This window comes from Bradyrhizobium sp. I71 (genome assembly GCF_022354745.1).
Taxonomy (GTDB): Bacteria; Pseudomonadota; Alphaproteobacteria; order Rhizobiales; family Xanthobacteraceae; genus Bradyrhizobium; species Bradyrhizobium liaoningense.
The window spans coordinates 7,490,025-7,508,019 of the sequence record NZ_CP059398.1 but is presented as its reverse complement, the minus strand read 5'-3'; the positions used below and the strand labels follow the sequence as shown (position 1 = coordinate 7,508,019).

The 17,995-nt window shown below is 65.8% G+C and carries 17 protein-coding genes; 9 read left to right on the top strand and 8 right to left on the bottom strand.

Annotated elements, in window-relative coordinates; translation table 11 throughout:
* The first annotated feature begins 47 nt into the window (after positions 1 to 47).
* Genes FJV43_RS35685 through FJV43_RS35670 form a run of 4 tightly spaced genes read left to right on the top strand, consistent with a single transcriptional unit; the run spans position 48 to position 4,812 of the window.
* Positions 48 to 923, top strand: a complete 876-nt coding sequence (locus FJV43_RS35685) for a branched-chain amino acid ABC transporter permease (RefSeq protein ID WP_239623568.1) — start codon at positions 48 to 50, stop codon at positions 921 to 923.
* Entirely contained in the window at positions 920 to 2,593 is a 1,674-nt protein-coding gene (locus tag FJV43_RS35680) for a branched-chain amino acid ABC transporter ATP-binding protein/permease (protein WP_239623567.1), read from the top strand. The genes FJV43_RS35685 and FJV43_RS35680 overlap by 4 nt, the downstream gene beginning before the upstream one ends.
* Complete coding sequence (locus tag FJV43_RS35675) at positions 2,586 to 3,317, top strand: ABC transporter ATP-binding protein (RefSeq protein ID WP_239623566.1); 732 nt, start codon at positions 2,586 to 2,588, stop codon at positions 3,315 to 3,317. Before FJV43_RS35680 ends, FJV43_RS35675 begins: the two co-directional genes overlap by 8 nt.
* Positions 3,318 to 3,360: 43 nt before the next feature.
* On the top strand, positions 3,361 to 4,812 hold the full coding sequence (locus tag FJV43_RS35670; RefSeq protein ID WP_239623565.1) for an aldehyde dehydrogenase: 1,452 nt from the start codon (positions 3,361 to 3,363) through the stop codon (positions 4,810 to 4,812).
* A gap of 9 nt (positions 4,813 to 4,821) precedes the next feature.
* Here the strand turns inward: FJV43_RS35670 and FJV43_RS35665 are convergent, their stop codons facing one another.
* Both FJV43_RS35665 and FJV43_RS35660 read right to left on the bottom strand, forming a co-directional pair.
* Positions 4,822 to 6,813, bottom strand: coding sequence for a primary-amine oxidase (locus FJV43_RS35665; protein WP_239623564.1), 1,992 nt, complete (start codon positions 6,811 to 6,813; stop codon positions 4,822 to 4,824).
* A gap of 15 nt (positions 6,814 to 6,828) precedes the next feature.
* Positions 6,829 to 8,025 carry a serine hydrolase gene (locus FJV43_RS35660; protein WP_239623563.1) on the bottom strand — a complete coding sequence of 399 codons (1,197 nt, stop codon included), beginning with the start codon at positions 8,023 to 8,025 and terminating at the stop codon, positions 6,829 to 6,831.
* A 178-nt stretch (positions 8,026 to 8,203) separates the two neighbouring features.
* Here FJV43_RS35660 and FJV43_RS35655 point away from each other — a divergent pair, with 178 nt between their 5' ends.
* Positions 8,204 to 9,193: a helix-turn-helix domain-containing protein gene (locus FJV43_RS35655; protein WP_239629764.1), complete on the top strand. Its 990-nt coding sequence runs from the start codon at positions 8,204 to 8,206 to the stop codon at positions 9,191 to 9,193.
* 16 nt (positions 9,194 to 9,209) lie between these two features.
* On the opposite strand, the gene FJV43_RS35650 is transcribed toward FJV43_RS35655, so the two are convergent.
* The 4 genes from FJV43_RS35650 to FJV43_RS35635 all read right to left on the bottom strand — a co-directional run bounded on the left by FJV43_RS35650 (position 9,210) and on the right by FJV43_RS35635 (position 12,863).
* Positions 9,210 to 9,983, bottom strand: a complete 774-nt coding sequence (locus FJV43_RS35650) for a MetQ/NlpA family ABC transporter substrate-binding protein (RefSeq protein ID WP_239623562.1) — start codon at positions 9,981 to 9,983, stop codon at positions 9,210 to 9,212.
* Positions 9,984 to 10,011: 28 nt separating this feature from the next.
* Entirely contained in the window at positions 10,012 to 10,677 is a 666-nt protein-coding gene (locus FJV43_RS35645; RefSeq protein WP_239623561.1) for a methionine ABC transporter permease, read from the bottom strand.
* A complete protein-coding gene (locus tag FJV43_RS35640; protein ID WP_239623560.1) occupies positions 10,667 to 11,818 on the bottom strand; it encodes a methionine ABC transporter ATP-binding protein in 1,152 nt (383 codons plus the stop codon). The genes FJV43_RS35645 and FJV43_RS35640 overlap by 11 nt, the downstream gene beginning before the upstream one ends.
* A gap of 238 nt (positions 11,819 to 12,056) precedes the next feature.
* Positions 12,057 to 12,863: an enoyl-CoA hydratase/isomerase family protein gene (locus FJV43_RS35635; protein ID WP_239629762.1), complete on the bottom strand. Its 807-nt coding sequence runs from the start codon at positions 12,861 to 12,863 to the stop codon at positions 12,057 to 12,059.
* 119 nt (positions 12,864 to 12,982) lie between these two features.
* Here FJV43_RS35635 and nthA point away from each other — a divergent pair, with 119 nt between their 5' ends.
* The 3 genes from nthA to FJV43_RS35620 are packed head-to-tail and all read left to right on the top strand — an operon-like array spanning position 12,983 to position 14,639.
* The gene (nthA, locus tag FJV43_RS35630) at positions 12,983 to 13,606 is read left to right on the top strand and encodes a nitrile hydratase subunit alpha (RefSeq protein ID WP_239623559.1); all 624 of its coding nucleotides are present in this window, start codon (positions 12,983 to 12,985) and stop codon (positions 13,604 to 13,606) included.
* Positions 13,603 to 14,262, top strand: a complete 660-nt coding sequence (nthB, locus tag FJV43_RS35625) for a nitrile hydratase subunit beta (protein ID WP_239623558.1) — start codon at positions 13,603 to 13,605, stop codon at positions 14,260 to 14,262. The genes nthA and nthB overlap by 4 nt, the downstream gene beginning before the upstream one ends.
* A complete protein-coding gene (locus FJV43_RS35620) occupies positions 14,262 to 14,639 on the top strand; it encodes a nitrile hydratase accessory protein (RefSeq protein ID WP_239623557.1) in 378 nt (125 codons plus the stop codon). Before nthB ends, FJV43_RS35620 begins: the two co-directional genes overlap by 1 nt.
* Before the next feature lie 168 nt (positions 14,640 to 14,807).
* On the opposite strand, the gene queC is transcribed toward FJV43_RS35620, so the two are convergent.
* Entirely contained in the window at positions 14,808 to 15,521 is a 714-nt protein-coding gene (queC, locus tag FJV43_RS35615) for a 7-cyano-7-deazaguanine synthase QueC (RefSeq protein ID WP_239623556.1), read from the bottom strand.
* 126 nt (positions 15,522 to 15,647) lie between these two features.
* On the opposite strand from queC, the gene mazG reads away from it, so the two are divergent.
* Complete coding sequence (mazG, locus tag FJV43_RS35610) at positions 15,648 to 16,502, top strand: nucleoside triphosphate pyrophosphohydrolase (protein ID WP_239623555.1); 855 nt, start codon at positions 15,648 to 15,650, stop codon at positions 16,500 to 16,502.
* 106 nt (positions 16,503 to 16,608) lie between these two features.
* On the opposite strand, the gene hflX is transcribed toward mazG, so the two are convergent.
* Positions 16,609 to 17,988, bottom strand: a complete 1,380-nt coding sequence (gene hflX / locus FJV43_RS35605) for a GTPase HflX (RefSeq protein ID WP_239623554.1) — start codon at positions 17,986 to 17,988, stop codon at positions 16,609 to 16,611.
* Positions 17,989 to 17,995: the final 7 nt, after the last annotated feature.

Here is a 17,995-nt window from a genome sequence, read left to right as displayed (position 1 = left end):
TGCTTCACGAGGCCTGCCAGCCGTTCGACCCGAGGGGACGCCGTCTCATGCTGCTTGTCGACATCGTCCTACCGGGTCTGGTGCTCGGTGGCATGTATGCGCTGATCGCGCTGGGGCTGACGCTCCAATACGGCGTGGCGCGGATCATGAATCTGTCCTACGGCGAGTCGCTGGTCGCGGCCGCCTTTGGCGCACTTTCGCTCTACACAAGCCTGGGTCTCAGTCCGCTCGCGGCGCTGCTGCTGGCCGTGCCGGTCGCGATGGTGCTGAACTGGCTGCTCTATCGCTTCCTGCTGGAACGGCTGATGCGGCGGGGCAAGGACCGGAGCGCGCAGGAGATCGACAGCATCCTCGTCACGTTCGGCGTATTGTTCGTGATCCAGGGCGCCATGCTGGTCGCCTTCGGCGGCCAGTACTACAGCTATAGCTATCTCTCCATTCCTCTGACGATCATGGGATCGACCCTTGCGGTCAACCGCCTGGTCGCGCTGCTGTTCGCAGCCCTGGTCGGCGGCGCCGTGTATCTTGCCCTGACCCGCACGCGGATCGGCACAGCGGTCCGCGCCATCGCGGTGGATGCCAACGCGGCGCGCCTCGTCGGGATCGACGTGGCGGCCTTGTCGGGGCTTGCGTTCGCCTTCGGCGGCGGCCTTGTCGCCGTCGGCGGCGTGCTCGTCAGCATGTTTCTCACCTTCAATGCGGCCATGGGCGTGGTCTTCACCATGAAGGCGCTGGTCGTCGTCATCATGGGCGGCGTCGGCAACGTCATGGGCGCGCTGGTCGCGGGGTTGCTGCTCGGCGTGGTCGAGACCGCTGTGGCCCGGCTGGTCGATCCGGGCCTGACGCTGGCTGCGACCTATGCGTTATTTCTCGGCGTGCTCCTGATCAAGCCGACCGGCCTGTTCGGGAGAGCGGCGTCGTGACGGGGCTCGTCCGGACGTCGCTGTGGTGCGCCGGCCTCGTCGCGGCCGCGGCCATCGCCGCCTATCCGCTGTATGCCGACGGCTATTATCTCGCACTCGGCATCAGTGTCCTCTATTTCACGATCCTGGCGACCGCCTGGGCGATGTTCTCAGGCCCCACCCGCTACGTCTCGCTTGCGACGGTCGCCTTCTTCGGCCTCGGCGCCTACACGGCCGCCGCGCTTGGGGAGACGATGCCCTGGCCCGTCGTGGTGCTGGCCGCCGCCGGCCTCGGCGCGCTGACCGCCGCCATCACCGGGCTTTCCACCCTCCGCCTGTCCGGCATCTATTTCGTGATCTTCTCGTTCGGACTCGCCGAGCTCATCCGGCAACTGGTGATCTGGTACGAGGTCAACATCCACAAGTCGGTCGGCCGCTACCTGTTCAGCGCCGTAACACAGGACATCCTGTATTGGCAGCTCCTTGGCCTGACCGCGCTCGTCTTTCTGGTGGGATGGCTGCTCGGGCGGTCGCGCTACGGACTGGCGCTACGCGCCATCGGTGCCGATGAAACCGCGGCCAGCCATTCCGGCATCGACGCCACGCGGGTCAAGCTCGCCGTATTCGTTTTGAGCGCGACATTCATGGCGATGACCGGCGCGGTGATGGCGCCGCGCTGGACCTATATCGATCCCGCGATCGCCTTCAATCCGACGATCTCGTTCCAGGTCGTGATCATGGCGTTGCTGGGCGGCGCAGGCTCGCTGTTCGGGCCTGTGCTGGGCGTCGTTCCGCTGGTCTTGCTGTTCGAGGTGCTGACCGCGACCCTGCCCAACCATTTCAGCATCGTGCTCGGCGTCATCTTCGTGCTCATCGTCATGGCGCTGCCGAATGGTGTGATCGGCTTGTTCAGGACCGGACGCTGGCGGATTCCGGTGGCAGCTCCCGCTACAGCGTCCGCGCGCACGATGAACAAGGCACCGCTTCTCGCAGTCGAAGGCGTCAGCAAGTCATTCAGCGGATTGCGCGCGGTCGATGGCGTCAGCTTCACGGTCGCAGCCGGCGAGATCATCGGCATCATCGGCCCGAACGGCTCGGGCAAGACGACGCTGCTGAATACGCTGTCCGGCGCCTTGAAGCCCTCATCGGGCACGATCCGGTTCAGTGGCACCGTCCTCACCGGTTTGCGGGCACACCAGATCGCGCGCCTGGGCCTCGCGCGCACGTTCCAGCTGGTGCGTGTGATGCCGGACCTGACCGTTGCCGAGAACGTAGCGGCGGCGCGGCTGTTCTCCACGTCGGACGGTTTCGACACGACGGGGCGCGAGCTGCTCGACCTGGTCGGGCTTGGCCCCATGCATGAAGCGCTCGCGCGCGAATTGACCTATATCGACCAGAAGCGGCTGGAGCTTGCCCGTGCGCTGGCGCTTCGGCCGCGCCTCGTGCTGCTCGACGAATGGCTGGCGGGCCTCAATCCGAGCGAGCTCGAAACGGGTATCGCCCTGATCGCGAAACTACGCGAGCGCGGCCTGACCATCATCATGGTCGAGCACGTCATGGATGCGATCCGCGCGCTCTGCGGCCATTGCATCGTCATGAACGCCGGCCGCGTGATCGCGCGCGGCGCGCCGGACGAGGTGCTGGCCGATCCGAAGGTCGTCGCTGCCTATCTCGGAGACGACGATGCTTGAAGTCGCCGCCCTCTCCCATTTCTACGGCAAGCATCAGGCGCTGGCCGATGTCACGCTCGGCATCGCCCAGGGCGAGATCGTGGCGATCCTCGGTGCCAATGGTGCCGGCAAGTCGACCTTGCTCAAGAGCATCGCCGGCCTGATCAAGCCCGCGCCTGGGGCGACCATCCGGTTCGAGGGGGAAAACATCGGCGAGTTGCCGGCTCATCTGATCGTGGAGCGCGGCATCGCCCTGGTGCCCGAGGGACGCGGCGTGTTTGGTGACCTGACCGTTGCCGAGAATTTGCAGCTTGGCGCCTATCCGGCCCGTGCGCGCGCGGGCGAATCGGACCGGCTCGTGAAAATCCTGGAATTGTTCCCGCGCTTGGCCGAGCGCCTGCCCCAGGCCGTCCGCACCATGAGCGGCGGCGAGCAGCAGATGGTCGCGATCGGCCGCGCCCTGATGTCGAACCCGCGTCTCCTTCTGCTCGACGAGCCTTCGCTCGGGCTGTCTCCCCTGCTCAGCCGCGAGGTCTTTCGCGCGCTGACGCAGATACGCGCCGGTGGCGTCGGCGTGCTGCTGGTTGAGCAGAATGCCCGGGCAAGCCTCGATCTCGCCGATCGGGTCTACCTGATCGAGTCCGGCCGCAACGCCGGCAGCGGACCGGCCAGCGCGATGAAGAACGATCCCGAGATTCAGCGCGCCTATCTGGGCAAGGCGCGCGCTGCATCAAGCCCGCAATAGTCACCCAGCAACCCATATCACCCGGAAACCCATGGAGAGTTCCATGAACGCAATCGACCTTCTCATCGGCGGCAAGGACCAGTCGGCCAGCAATCAGCGCACCTTCCAGCGTCACAACCCGATTTCCGGCGAGATCGCATCCATCGTGGCGGCGGCCTCGATCGACGATGCGATGCGCGCTGCCGACGCTGCGGCCGCGGCTTTTCCGGCCTGGTCGCAGCTCGGCCCCTCCGAGCGCCGCAAGCGGCTCAGCGCTGCCGCCGACATCCTCGCGCGCCGGGCGGCGGAGTTCACCGCGCTGATGGTGGCCGAGACCGGTGCCACCGCGGGCTGGGCCGGCTTCAACGTGCATCTTGCAGAGGGCATGCTCCGCGAAGCCGCGGCAATGACGACGCAGATATCCGGCGAGGTCATTCCGACCGACAAGCCCGACAATCTCGCCATGGCGTTCCGCCAGCCGGTCGGTGTGGTGCTCGGCATTGCGCCCTGGAACGCGCCGGTCATCCTCGGCGTCCGCTCAGTCGCCATGCCGCTCGCCTGCGGGAACACTGTGGTGCTGAAGGCCTCCGAGATGAGCCCAGGCGTGCACCGCCTGATCGGAAGCTGCCTCTCCGAGGCTGGTCTCGGTGACGGCGTCGTCAATGTCGTGACCAACGCGCCCGAGGACGCGCAGGCCGTCGTCGAGGCACTGATTGCCCACCCTTCCATCCGCCGCGTCAACTTCACCGGCTCGACCCGGGTCGGCCGCCTCATTGCGCTGGCTTGCGCCAGACACCTGAAGCGCGCGCTGCTGGAGCTCGGCGGCAAGGCCCCGCTCGTCATCCTCGACGACGCCGATCTCGACGCAGCCGTGAACGCGGCTGCCTTCGGCGCCTTCATGAACCAGGGGCAGATCTGCATGTCGACGGAGCGGATCGTCGTCGACGACAAGGTCGCCGATGCCTTCATCGCCAAATTCGCCGCCAAGGCAAAGGCGCTTCCTTTCGGCGATCCGAGCAAGGCAGCTGTCGTGCTCGGCTCGCTCGTCAGTGCTGCTGCCTGCGATCGCGTCAGGGGCCTGATCGACGATGCCGTCGCCAAGGGCGCGGTGCTCGCGGCGGGCGGACACGGGAGCGGCACCATCATGCCGGCCACCATCGTCGATCACGTCACGCCGGCGATGCGCATCTACGGCGAGGAGAGCTTTGGTCCGGTCGTGACCGTCGTTCGCGTCAGTGGGATCGACGAGGCCGTGCGGGTCGCCAACGACACCGAATATGGCCTCTCGTCCGCGGTGTTCGGTCGCGACATTGCGCGCGCCCTCGGTGTTGCCAAGCGGATCGAGGCCGGCATCTGCCACGTCAATGCTCCGACCGTTCACGACGAACCGCAGATGCCGTTCGGCGGCACCAAGGCATCGGGCTACGGGCGCTTTGGTGGCAAGGCGGCGATCGACGAATTCACCGAGCTGCGCTGGATCACCGTGCAGACCGGGCCACGGCATTATCCGTTCTGACCGGATGGACTATTTCTCTTGGCAGCACGAGCTGCCGGCATCCTTCCCGGTGCCGGCCAGCACGCTGCGGCTGTTGCGGTCGGGCGGAATGTCTCCGGCTGCATTGGCGCCGAAGAAGCCGACCGGTTTCAGCAGGAAGCCGGCATATTCGACCGGCATGATCGGGAAGTCCTCGGGCTTGCAGACATGGGTGTGGCCGAACGAGTGCCACACCACGATGTCGGCATTCTCGATGTTTCTGTTCTGCGCGACATAGTGCGGCAGGCCGTCGCCGCCAGCATGAACATTGGGATAGTCGCCGCTGGCGTATTTTTCGCTCGCGTCGAACGCCGTCACCCAGACATGCTTCGTCGCGAAGCCCCCGCGGCTGCGCACATAGCTGCCCTCCTGCGCCAGCATCAGCGGGCTCGGATTGACCACGAGCTTATAGGCGGGAGCATTGCCGACCGAGTTGGTCTCGTTGGGGTTGCTGATCTTCCAGAAGCGGCCGGTCTCGCCGTTGGCGATCGCCGCTGCGTCACGCTCGCGCGACAGGACGCGCGTGGTGGTGTCGAACACGTTGCCGTGCGGATTGTCGTGGCCCCAGGGCCGCGGCACGAAGTCGTGCTCGGTGACGGTGTTGCCGCCGCCGTCGAGATCCATATGCAGGCGCACGTTGAAGAAGTGCTGATGCGTCGGTCCACCCAATTGGTCATCGACCATGCCGCCCCATTTGTAAGTCTCGCCAGGCGGTACCGCGGCGGTCTGGATGATGCCGGTGAGCTTGGTCTCCAACTGGATCGTGCCGTCCTGGTAGAGGTACCAGTAGAATCCGTAGTCGTAGTTGCCGACGGTCGCGAAGAACGAGATCACGAGCCGCCGGGACCGGCGGACCTCGAACAGGCCGTTGCGAAACTCATAGTGCTTCCAGGCGATTCCATAGTCCTCTTCATGCATGCAGATGGCGTTCTGCATGACGAAGGGCTCGCCCTTGCCGTCGGCGGCCGGCACGTCGAAATAGTGGATGTTGCCGAGGCAGTCGCAGCCGAGTTCGAGCGCGTTGGCGAGCATGCCGAGGCCGTATTCGCCGGCATCGAACGCCGACTTCCAGAAATGGTTCGCGGTCGGGTCGGCATAAGGCACCACCATTTCGGTGACGCTGGCGCGATGAATCAGGGAGCGCTCGCGCGCGCCGTCCTGATAGGCGAGCTGATGCAGCACTAGGCCCTCGCGCGGCGTGAAGCCGACGCGAAAGCTCCATTTCTGCCAATCGACCTTCCAGCCGTCGACGCGAAAGCTCGGGCCCTCGGGCTGCTCGATGTGCAGGGGCTTGATGTCCGTGCGCGGTTCTGCGACCTCATGCGCGCCGTAGTTCCGCTTCTTGCGCGGTATCGGCACGATCGGATCTTCATCCGTGAGGTCGATGACCTTGCCGCCGATGAGGTCAACGACAGCGACCACGCCCTCGATCGGATGGGCATAGCCGTTGTCCTGGAGATGCTCACGGAAATAGCTGACGGCGCGCACGATGCGCGCGCCGCGCTCGAACTCGTTGTCGAAGAAGCCAGAGGAGAACGGGTCGACCTGAACGAGCTCGATGTCCCTATCGCTGAGCCCGCGCCGCTGCATCGCCGCACGCCAGCCGGGGTCGGCCTTCACCGCGGCCTCGCATTTGAAGAACTCTTCCAGCATCACCGGCGGCTGCCCATAGGGCACGTCGCGGTTGGGGAGGAGTTTCCGATCGACGATCTCGCCGCGGCCAAGATCGACGATGTGCTCGATGGCCTCGCCGGTGGCGATGTCAAGTGTCAGCACGAAGGCACGGCGCCCTGCTCCGCCCGCGGCCATCTCCTGCTTGGTCGGCTCTTCCAGCCGTACCGTCGGGAAGCGGCAGTGCTCGGGCGAGCTTGCGGCCGCACGCACCAGCGTGCAGGCCGCCGTGATCTCCTCACTCGTCAGAGGATCGAGCGGATGCGCCGTGGCGGCATGGGCGGGCGATCGTGCCTTGGCGGGATCGAGCATGATGATGTCCAGAAGTCAGCGCGGGACGAGATGTGCGGTGATGGCGCGGAAGGCCGCGAGCCAGCGATGGTCGAGCGGCACGTCCATCGCCTTCGGCTGCGTTGCGAGCTTGACGATGACAGTGTCGGAAGCCGCATCGATGTAGAGCCACTGGCCGTGGATGCCGATCCCGGCAAGGTCGTTGCGTGACGGATCGAGCGTGTACCATTTGCTGCGGTAGCGTGCGCCCGGGAAGATATCAGCGAGATCGCCCTCGGCCCAGGCATTGGGATCGCCGTTCTCGTGGATGTCGTCGATCCACCAGCCCGGCACTACCTGCCGGCCCTCGACAACGCCGCGGCAACGGATCATCTCGCCGAAGCGGATGAGATCGCGGGCAGTGACGGAAAGGCCGCCGGCGATGCGGCCCATGCCGTGGCTGTCGAGCGTGAGGGAGCCGTCCTCCTCGGCGCCCATCGGCTGCCAGAGATATTCGGAGAGGATGCGAGGGTAAGGCCTGCCACAAGCGCGCTCGCAGACCCAGCCGAGAATCTCCGTGTTGGTCGAGACGTAGTGGAACACCTTGCCGTGCGGTTTGCCGGTGCCGCGCAGGGTCGTGAGATAGACGCGCTGGTGGCTGGGCTCGACACCCGGTGGCGGCACATCCCAGCCCGAGGAGAAGCGGTAACGCGCGACGTCGCCGGCAGGGTCCTCATAGTCTTCCTCGAACTTGATGGCGACGGCCATGTCGAGGACATCGCGGACCGTGCAGCTGCCGTAGACGGAATTCTCCAACTCCGGCACGTAACGCACCACCCTCGCCTCGGGATCGAGCAGCCCGCGCGCGGCCAGCACGCCGCAGAGCGTGCCGGCAACCGACTTGCTGATCGAGCAGATCAGATGCGGCGTTGTCGCGCTCATGCCGTCGCCATACCATTCATGGATCAGCGTGCCCCGATGCATGACCAGCAGTGCATCGCCAAATGTCTCACGCAGCGTGGCCTCGATCGTCGTCGGCTGGCCGTCCGGCGCTTTGAAGCCGAGCTTTGACAATTCGCGCGGCGCCGTTTGCATCGGCGTCGGCCGGGCCGAGCGGCGCACCTCCGCGGTGGGCAAAACTTCGCGAGTGTGGGTGAAGCCCCAGCGGATCGCGGGAAAGCTGCGCCAGTTGGCGCGCGTCACCTGGGCCTCGGGCGCGGGAGGGCTGCCGCGCATGACATCGGTCGGTCGCATCTCGTTCCTCCGCAAGGCCATCCCGACTGCGATGTCGGAATGGCTGGAAGGAAATCTGCACCGCGGCGCTATCGGGCGTTATCGAGATCCGGCAATATTTTGCTGGACTCGGCCGTCCGCCGTGTCAGTCTCGGCACGTTTACTGCTGGTCTCAGCTGGAAAATTTCGGCGCATTATCATGGCCTTGAGCGTAACTCCTCCGATTCAAGACTCGGTTGCCGGCCTGATCGAGGCGAGCAGCACGGATGTTGATGAGCACTGCGCCGCGCTCGGCCGCTGGCGGCTGCGTTACGACCAGATCAGCGCCGGCGCGTTTCGAGGCAGCTTCACCCAGCTCTCTCTGCCCCGTGTCGAGGTGTTCCGCGAAATCACCAGCCAGCAGGTCCGCCAATACGGTCAGCTTGGCGCCGACAGCTTCGGCATCGGTCTACCCTGGCGCGGTGACAGCGAGGTCAATTGCAACGGCGCCAGCGTTGCAGGCGCCCAGGTCATCGCCTGCATCGACGCCGAGGTCGATATGTGCACGCCGAAGTCATTCGAGCTGCGCGGTGTCGTCGCCAGTGCGGCGCTGATCCGGGATCTCGCCGCCCGGCTCGAGATCGATCTGCCGCGCGCGGTCTGGCACCAATTGCGGGTGATCGAGATGGCGCAGGCGCCGGTCGCACGATTGCGAGCCCATCTCGAGGCCATTCACGAGGCCATCGCGACCGCGCCCGAACGGCTTGAAGATCCGGCCACCCGGCAGGTGCTCGAAGACGCCCTCCTCGTCGAGATCATGGACATGCTGCCGACCGCACGCCCCACCGATCCTGGCCGCAGCGCGAACGCGCGCAAGCGTACCGTCGATCGCGCGCGCGAGCTGATGCACGGCAACGGTGACCATTCGCTGTCGCTGCTGGAGGTCTGCAAGGCGGTCGGCGCCAGTCCGCGCAAGCTCGGCTATTGCTTCCAGGCGGTTTTGGGCACGAGCCCGATGCACTATTGGCGTGCGATGCGGCTGAACCGCGTACGGCGCGATCTGAAACGCGCTGGCGGCGCTGGGACATCCATCTACGACGTCGCCGTGCAGCACGGCTTCTGGCATTTCAGCCAGTTCTCTCTCGACTACAAACGCCACTTCGCCGAGCTGCCCTCGGAGACGCTGCGGCGCGCGAGGCTCGCGGCCTGACGCGCGCGCTTGCCTCCTACCAGGTCGGCAGATACGTGCCCTTGAAGCGCGTCTCCAGGAACGCCTTCACGGGTTCGGAGTGGTAGGCCGCGATCAACTGCCTGACCCACGGCTTGTCCTTGTCCTCCTCGCGGACGGCGAGGATGTTGACCCAGGGACCGTCGGGGTTCTCGCGCGCGATCGCGTCGGTGGCCGGGTTGAGGCCGGCCTGCACCGCGTAATTGTTGTTGATGGAAACGACGTCGACATCCTGCAGCGCGCGCGGCAACTGGGCCGCATCGAGCTCGACGAAGCGCAGCTTCTTCGGGTTGTCGGCGATGTCAGCGACGGTCGAGGCGACGTTGTTGGGGTCCTTCAGCTTGATCACGCCATGCAGGGCCAGGATCATCAGGCCGCGCGCGCCGTTGGAGGGATCGTTGGCGATGGCGACGCGGGCGCCTTCCGGAAGGTCGGCGAGCTTCTTGTATTTCTGCGAATAAACGCCCTGCGGCGAGCCGATCGTGTTGGCGACCTTGACGATTTTCCAGCCGGTCTTGGCGATCTGGTTCTTCAGATACGGCTCGTGCTGGAACGAATTGGCCTCGAGGTCCTTCAGCGCCAGCGCCTGGTTCGGAATCACATAGTCGGTGAACTCGACCACCTTGATGTCGAGGCCGCGTTCGGCGCCGACCTTCTTCACGACGTCGAGAATTTCGGCGTGGGGACCAGCGGTCACGCCGACACGGATGGTTTCAGCCTGCGCCGTGGTTGCGAGCAAGGCTGCAGCCGCAAGGGTTGCCAGAAAACGCATGGAAGTCTCCGATATTGAACGAGAAGGATCAGCGATGCCGCAGCCGGCGGTTGACCCGGCGCGCCAGATAGTCGCCGGCACTCTGGACGAGTTGCACCAGCGCGATCAGCACGACGACGACGGCGAGCATCATCTCCGGCATGAAGCGCTGGTAGCCGTAGCGGATGCCGAGATCGCCAAGCCCTCCGCCGCCGACCGCGCCGACCATGGCGGAATAGCCGAGGAGGCTGACTACGGCGAGCGTCAGCGCCAGGACGAGGCCCGGCAGCGCCTCGGGAATCAGCACCTTGAACACGATCTGGAGCGGCGAGGCCCCGAACGATGACGCGGTCTCGATCAGGCCGCCGTCGACCTCGCGGATCGCGGCCTCGACGAGACGCGCGATGAAGGGCGTCGACGCAATCGTCAGCGGCACGATCGCGGCGCTCGATCCGATCGAGGTGCCCGCGATGAGGCGCGTGAACGGGATGATGGCGACGACGAGGATGATGAACGGCGTGGAACGCGTCGCGTTGACGACGATGCCGAGCACGCGATTGACGATGGGGGCCGCGAACAACTCGCCCTTGCGGCTGGTCGCGAGGAAAACGCCGAGCGGCAGGCCGAAGGCGGTGCCGAGCAGCGCGGCGATGCCGACCATGTACAGGCTTTCGAAGGTCGCCTGGATAATCAGGTTGATGAGTTCAGGCGACATAGCCGAGATGCTCCGCCGGGAATTGATGTTGAGACAGAAAGGCCAGCGTCCGCGTCACCGCGTCCGCGCCGCTGGAAACACCGAGAGGAATGCCGAGAACGAGCGAGCCGACATTCTGGCCGCCGATCTCGTCGATGCGCGCCGACAGCAGCGACACGTCGCGGCCGATTTCGCGCGCGAGCCGCGCCACCAGCGTGTCGCCGGCCCCTGCCCCGCCCACCTGGATGCGGATCACGGCCTGCCCGCCGGCCGAAGGCTCCGGCACGATCCGGCTCGACAACGACACTGGCAGGCTGTCGCCGATCACCTCGGCCAGGAAGGACTGTGTGATGGGATGCCTGGGATGGGTGAAGATGTCGGCGACATGGCCGCTCTCGACGACGTGTCCAGCGTCGAGCACCACCACTTCCTTCGCGAGCTGGCGCACCACGGACATTTCGTGGGTGATCAGCACGATGGTCACGCCGAGCTCGCGGTTGATGTTCGCGAGCAGGTCGAGGATCGCGCGCGTGGTCTGCGGATCGAGCGCGGAGGTCGCCTCGTCCGACAGCAGCACGCTCGGCCGCGTCGCCAGCGCTCGCGCGATGCCGACCCGCTGCTTCTGGCCTCCGGAGAGCTCCGACGGATAGCGATCGTGCTTGTCGGCAATTCCGACCAGCGCCAGTAGTTCGGCTACACGGGCCTTGACGTCGGCCTTCGCCCAGCCGGCGATCTCCAGCGGCAGCGCGATGTTGTCCGCGGCCGTGCGCGACGACAGCAGGTTGAAGTGCTGGAAGATCATGCCGATCGAGCGCTGCGCCAACCGCAGCGCACGGCCAGTCAGCGCCGAGATGTCACTGCCGTCGACGATCACGCGGCCCGTGGTCGGCTTCTCCAGGCCGTTGATCAGCCGCACCAGGCTGGACTTGCCTGCGCCGGAGCGGCCGATCACGCCGGTGATGGACCCGCGCGAAATTGCAAAGTCGATATTCTGCAGCGCGTTGACGCCGGGCTTGCCGCGATAGGCCGGATAGGTTTTTGAGATGCCCTCGAAACGGACCATCGCGTCCGGCTCGGTCACGGCAGGGAGAATCGCTTCAAGCTTTTCGATCGGCTGCCCGATTGCGAGCGATTGGTGGGCGTTCATGGAGACGGCCTTCATGCACAATAGTTCGCTTGCCCGCGCCGCTCATGGGCGTAGGGATCAGGTCGCATGGAGCGACGGGGGTGAAATTGCGATGCGCCGGGTGAAGCGTGCTGCATCGCAGCACGCACCATCGCCGTTTCCAGTCTTGCTTGCAATTTCAGATATTTGCGAGGAGTTGGACGAAGTTTTCCCAATCCGTCACGTGCGAAGAAAATTCATCTTCCGACGGGATCATCGTCCTGCCGCGCCTGATCTACCGGCCCCTGAAGCGTGGCTTTCGGCGGGCCAGGAATGCTTCGACGCCCTCCTTGTGATCCTCGCTCAGGCTGGCGAGCGCGAACTGATCGACATCCATGTGGCTGGCGAGATCGTCCAGCGCATGCGCGAGCCGGTTGACGGTCAGCTTGGTCATGGCGACCGAGAGCGGCGGCTGTGCGGCGACCTTCCGGGCAAGCTCCATGGCCGCATCGAAGGCATGGCCGGGGTCGGTCACCTGTTCCACCAGGCCCCATTCATAGGCCTCGTCCGCGCTGATGCGCTGGTCGGCCAATATGACCGCCTGCTTGGTGCGGGCCGGCCCGATCAGATGCAGCATGCGCGGGATGCTCTGCCAGCTCATGTTCATGCCGAGCCCGATCTCGGGCACGCGCAAATGCGCGTTGCGTCCCATGATGCGGAAGTCGAGCGCGACGGCGAGGGCCACCCCGCCGCCGACGCAAAAGCCCTCGATCGCCCCGATCGTGATTTGCTCCATCTCCTGCCAGGCATGCGTCAGGCGCGGCCCAAGCTTGAGATGCCGCCGCAGCGTGCCGAGATCCATCTCCTTGCGCGAACGTCCCTCCGCATCCTTGAGGTCGAAGCCGGCGCTGAACGCGCCCGAGCTGCCGGTCAAGACGACGACCGACGTCGCGGCGTCATCCTCGAAACTGCGCGCCGCTGCGGTCAGCTGCCGCAATGCCTCCGGCGAGAGTGCGTTGATGCCGTCGCCGCGGTCGAAACGGACCACCGCAATCCGGCCCTCAGGCCCAAGGCCCTTCTCGATCTTCACGTAGTCCGTCACCATCATCTCCAAGCTGCTTTCGGCGATGTTAGCGCACAAATGTCGTCACGAATATGGGACCCGATCACGATGCAAGGAACACTCGACAGGCCTGGGCCATTGCGCATATCTTTGCCGCCATGAGCCACGATCACGACCATCACCACGACCATTCCGAGCTGTCGGAGACCGAGCTGCGCGTGCGCGCGCTCGAGACGATCCTGACCGAAAAAGGCTATGTCGAGCCCGCCGCGCTCGATGCCATCATCCAGGCCTACGAGACCAGGATCGGCCCTCATAACGGCGCGCGCGTCGTCGCCAAGGCCTGGACCGATCCGGCGTTCAAGAAGGCGCTGCTCGAGGACGGCAGCAAGGCGATCGGCACGCTCGGCTATGTGAGCCGCGTCGGCGATCATCTCGTCGTGGTCGAGAACACGCCTGAGCGGCACAACATGGTCGTGTGCACGTTGTGCTCCTGCTACCCCTGGGAAATGCTGGGACTGCCGCCGGTCTGGTACAAGGCTGCGCCCTACCGCTCCCGCGCCGTGAAGGACCCGCGCGGCGTGCTCGCCGATTTCGACGTCACCCTGTCCAAGGACATGGAAATCCGGGTGTGGGATTCGACCGCCGAGACGCGCTTCCTGGTGCTGCCGATGCGCCCTGCAGGCACGGAAGGCTGGAGCGAAGAACAGCTCGCCGAACTCGTCACCCGCGACTCCATGATCGGCACCGGCTTTCCGCGGAAGCCTGGAGCCCCCTCATGAACGGCGTGCACGACATGGGCGGCATGGACGGGTTCGGCAAGGTCGAGCCCGAGCCCAACGAGCCGATGTTTCACGCGGATTGGGAAGCGCGTGTGCTTGCCATGGTACGCGCGATGGGCGCGGCCGGTGCCTTCAACATCGATACCTCGCGCTTCTACCGCGAGACGCTGCCGCCGCACGTCTATCTCGCGAGCTCCTATTACAAGAAATGGTTCCTCGGTCTCGAGGAGATGCTGATCGACAAGGGCTACCTCACCAGGGAGGAAGTCGCCGCCGGCCATGCGATGCAGCCCGCAAAAGCGCTCAAGCACGGCAAGTTCGACCTCGGCAATGTCGAACGCGTGATGGTGCGCGGCAAATTTGACCGCCCTGCCCCGGCTCCGGCGAAATTCAATATCGGCGACCGCGTACGCGCGAAGAACATCCATCCGGCCACGCACACAAGGCTGCCGCGCTACGTGCGCGGCCATGTCGGCGTGATCGAGCTGAACCATGGCTGCCACGTTTTTCCGGACACGGCGGCGATGGAGCGCGGCGAGAATCCGCAATGGCTCTACACCGTGGTGTTCGAGGGCCGCGAACTCTGGGGCCCCGACGCTGATCCGACCACAAAGGTCTCGATCGATGCATTCGAGCCCTATCTGGACCCGGCGTGATGAGCACGACGCTTGCTGCGGCCGCGACGGCGGCCATACCGAGTATTCCCCGCGATGACGACGGCCCTGTCTTCCGCGCCCCTTGGGAGGCGCATGCCTTTGCCATGGCGCTGACCCTGCATGAGCGCGGCGTGTTCACCTGGCCCGAATGGGCCGCCGCGCTCGCGCATCAGATCAAACGAGCACAGGCCGCGGGCGATCCGGACACCGGCGAGACCTATTACCTGCACTGGCTCGCCACGCTGGAAGGCCTGGTGGCAAGCAAAGGCGTCGCCTCGACGGACACGCTGCACCGCTATCGCGATGCCTGGGACCGCGCCGCCGACCGCACGCCGCATGGCAAGCCGATCGAGCTGCGGCCGGAGGATTTTCGGTAGCTTGCGCACGCGCGTGTCCCGGACAAGCTGCAACGCACTAGCGTTGCAGCGCAGAGCCGGGACCCAGCCAGCGACGCGATACGTTACGAAGCATGGGCCCCGGCTTTGCAGCGCACCGCTGAGGAAGCGCTGCGCTGCGTCCGGGGCACGACAGGAGTACGGCGAGCCTCAGCGCCCCGCCACATACTCCGCCCACCCCTTCGCCCGCAGGCTGCACGCCGGGCACTCGCCGCAGCCATGGCCCCAATCGTGCTGCGCGCCGCGTTCGCCGAGATAGCAGGTGTGCGAGTGCTCGCGGATGAGGTCGACGAGCCCCTCGCCGCCGAGATCGTGCGCGAGCTTCCAGGTCGCGGCCTTGTCGATCCACATCAAGGGCGTGCGCAGCTCGAACTTCCTGGCCATGCCGAGTGAGAGCGCGGCCTGCATGGCGCGGATGGTCTCGTCGCGGCAGTCGGGATAGCCGGAATAGTCGGTCTCGCACATGCCGCCGACGATGTGGCTGATCCCGCGTCGATAGGCCAGCGCCGCGGCGAAGGTCAGGAAGACGAGGTTGCGGCCGGGCACGAACGTATTGGGCAGGCCGTCGGCTCCCATCGCGATCGCGACATCGCGAGTCAGCGCGGTCTCGGATACCGCCGCCAGCGTCGGGATCGACAACGTGTGGCTCTCGCCGAGCCTTGCGGCCCAATCCGCGCGCAGCCCCTTGATGCCGTCGAACAACCGCTCGCGGCAGGCGAGCTCGATGGCATGGCGCTGGCCGTAGTCGAACCCCAGCGTCTCCACGCGGGCAAAGCGGCTGAGCGCCCAGGCCAGGCAGGTGGTGGAATCCTGGCCGCCGGAGAACAGCACCAGTGCGGTCTCGGAGGAAAATGCGTCACTCATGGTGCGCGCTTTAGCATTGCGCGACCTGCTCGCCAATCGGTGGAAATCGGCCTGTTCCGCCGTACCAGGCTGGGACCACCGGCCCGGTTTTGGCATAAGGTTGCGGACCCAGGAGACTGCCCCGCAATGACCCCTTCCCGCGAGATTTCCCGCCTGATCGAGATCATGGCGGCGCTGCGCACGCCGGTCACCGGCTGCCCCTGGGACCTCGAGCAGGATTTTGCGACGATCGCGCCCTACACGATCGAGGAAGCCTATGAGGTGGTCGACGCCATCGCCCGCGGCGATCTCGACGATCTGCGCGAGGAGCTCGGCGATCTCCTGCTCCAGGTCGTGTACCACGCCCAGATGGCCTCGGAGCAGAATGCGTTCGATTTTGGTGACGTCGTCGAAGCCATCACCCGCAAGATGATCCGCCGCCATCCCCATGTCTTCGCCGACAAGGACGGCAATCTCGCCTCCTCGCACGTCGAGGAGGTCTGGGAGCGCATCAAGGCCGAGGAGAAGGCCGAACGCGCCGCACGCCGGCCGCCGGAAGAAGCGCCGTCGCACAAATCGCTGCTGTCAGGCGTCAAGGCCGGCCAGCCCGCGCTGACCCGCGCCATGGAGCTGCAGCGCAAGGCCTCCACCGTCGGCTTCGACTGGAACGACCCGCGCGCGGTGCTGCAAAAGATCCGCGAGGAAGCCGACGAGATCGAGGCCGCGCTCGATCGCAACGATAGGCAGGAGCTGGCGGAAGAAACCGGCGACCTGATGTTCGCCCTCGTCAACCTCGCCCGCCATGTCGATGCCGATCCGGAAGCCGCACTGCGCGCAACCAACGCGAAATTCGAACGGCGCTTCGCCTATATCGAGCGGGCGCTGCAGGCGCAGGGCCGCACGCTGGAGGGCGCGTCGCTGGCTGAGATGGACGCGTTATGGAATGCGGCGAAGGGTGAGGAGACGTCGGCGTCGGAGAAAGACAAGGACGTGCGCCGCTAGTTAGCCACGGGAAGCAACTTGGCGAAGGCGTGGAGTTATGTGCAATCAACCGCACAAAGCTCGATAGATCGTGCGGTATGGTCCCGCGTTCGCCGGACGACACCGGTTATGTGGCGTGATGCGGCACCGCGTCGAACCTGTTCACCACGATATCCCGCTTGGTCTCGTCCACCCGCACGGTCATGTCGAAGCGGCCATCGTGCAGCTCCTTCGACAGGACCTCGGCGTTGCGGTGCAGCCAGCTGATGCCGGCACCGTCCGAGGCGTCGACGGAGAGATCGAGCGTGGTGCGCTTGGCGGCGAGGCGTTCCTCGATCGCGGCGAGCAGTGGATCGATGCCCTCACCTGATACGGCGGAGACCAGCATCGCCGGATGATCGTCCGGCCTGCGCGCAGCGATATTGAGCAGCTCTTCACGCTGCCCGGCGTCGAAACGGTCGATCTTGTTCCAGACTTCGATGATGCGGCCGGAATCATCGGGGTTGATACCGAGCTGGCGCAGCACCGCGTCGACGTCGCTCTGCTGCGCTTCGGCGTCCTCGTGCGAGATGTCGCGGACATGCAGGATGACGTCGGCCTCCAGCACCTCCTCCAGCGTGGCACGGAAGGCGGCGACGAGCTGGGTCGGCAGATTGGAGATGAAGCCGACAGTGTCCGACAGCATCGCCTTGCCGCCATGCGGCAAAGTGAGTGCTCGCAAGGTAGGGTCGAGCGTCGCAAACAGCATGTCGGCCGCCTGCACGTCGGCGCGGGTCAGGCGGTTGAACAGCGTCGATTTGCCGGCGTTGGTGTAGCCCACCAGCGCGACGACGCGATACGGCACGCGCTGGCGGCCGGCGCGATGCAGACGCCGCGTCGCCTGCACCTTTTTCAGCTCGCTCTCGAGCTTGGAGATGCGCTCCTGAATCAGGCGGCGGTCCGCCTCGATCTGCGTCTCGCCAGGACCGCCCATGAAGCCGAAACCGCCGCGCTGGCGTTCGAGATGGGTCCATGAGCGCACCAGGCGCGAGCGCTGGTAGTTGAGATGCGCAAGCTCGACCTGGAGCGAGCCCTCCCTGGTCTTGGCGCGGCGGCCGAAGATCTCCAGAATGAGACCGGTGCGGTCGAGCACCTTGGCCTGCCATTCCTTCTCGAGATTGCGCTGCTGGATCGGCGATAGCGCGCAATCCATCACCACGAGCTCGACCTCCAGGCTCTTGATCAGCCCTGCGATCTCTTCGACCTTTCCCTTGCCGATATAGGTCGCGGGCCGAATCTGGCTGACCGGAGCGATGATGGCATCGGCAACGACGAGATCGATCGCGCGCGCGAGGCCCGCGGCCTCGTCGAGCCGGGCCTCGGTGTTGCGCAGGACATGGCCTTCCGATTGCGCGTCAGCATTCCCTGCACGCACCCGCAAATAGGGGCCGATGACCAGCACCCGCCCCGTATTGGCCCCTGCCGACCGCGGACGGTCGGCATCCCCGTCGAAATTCCGGGGTTCCAATCAGATC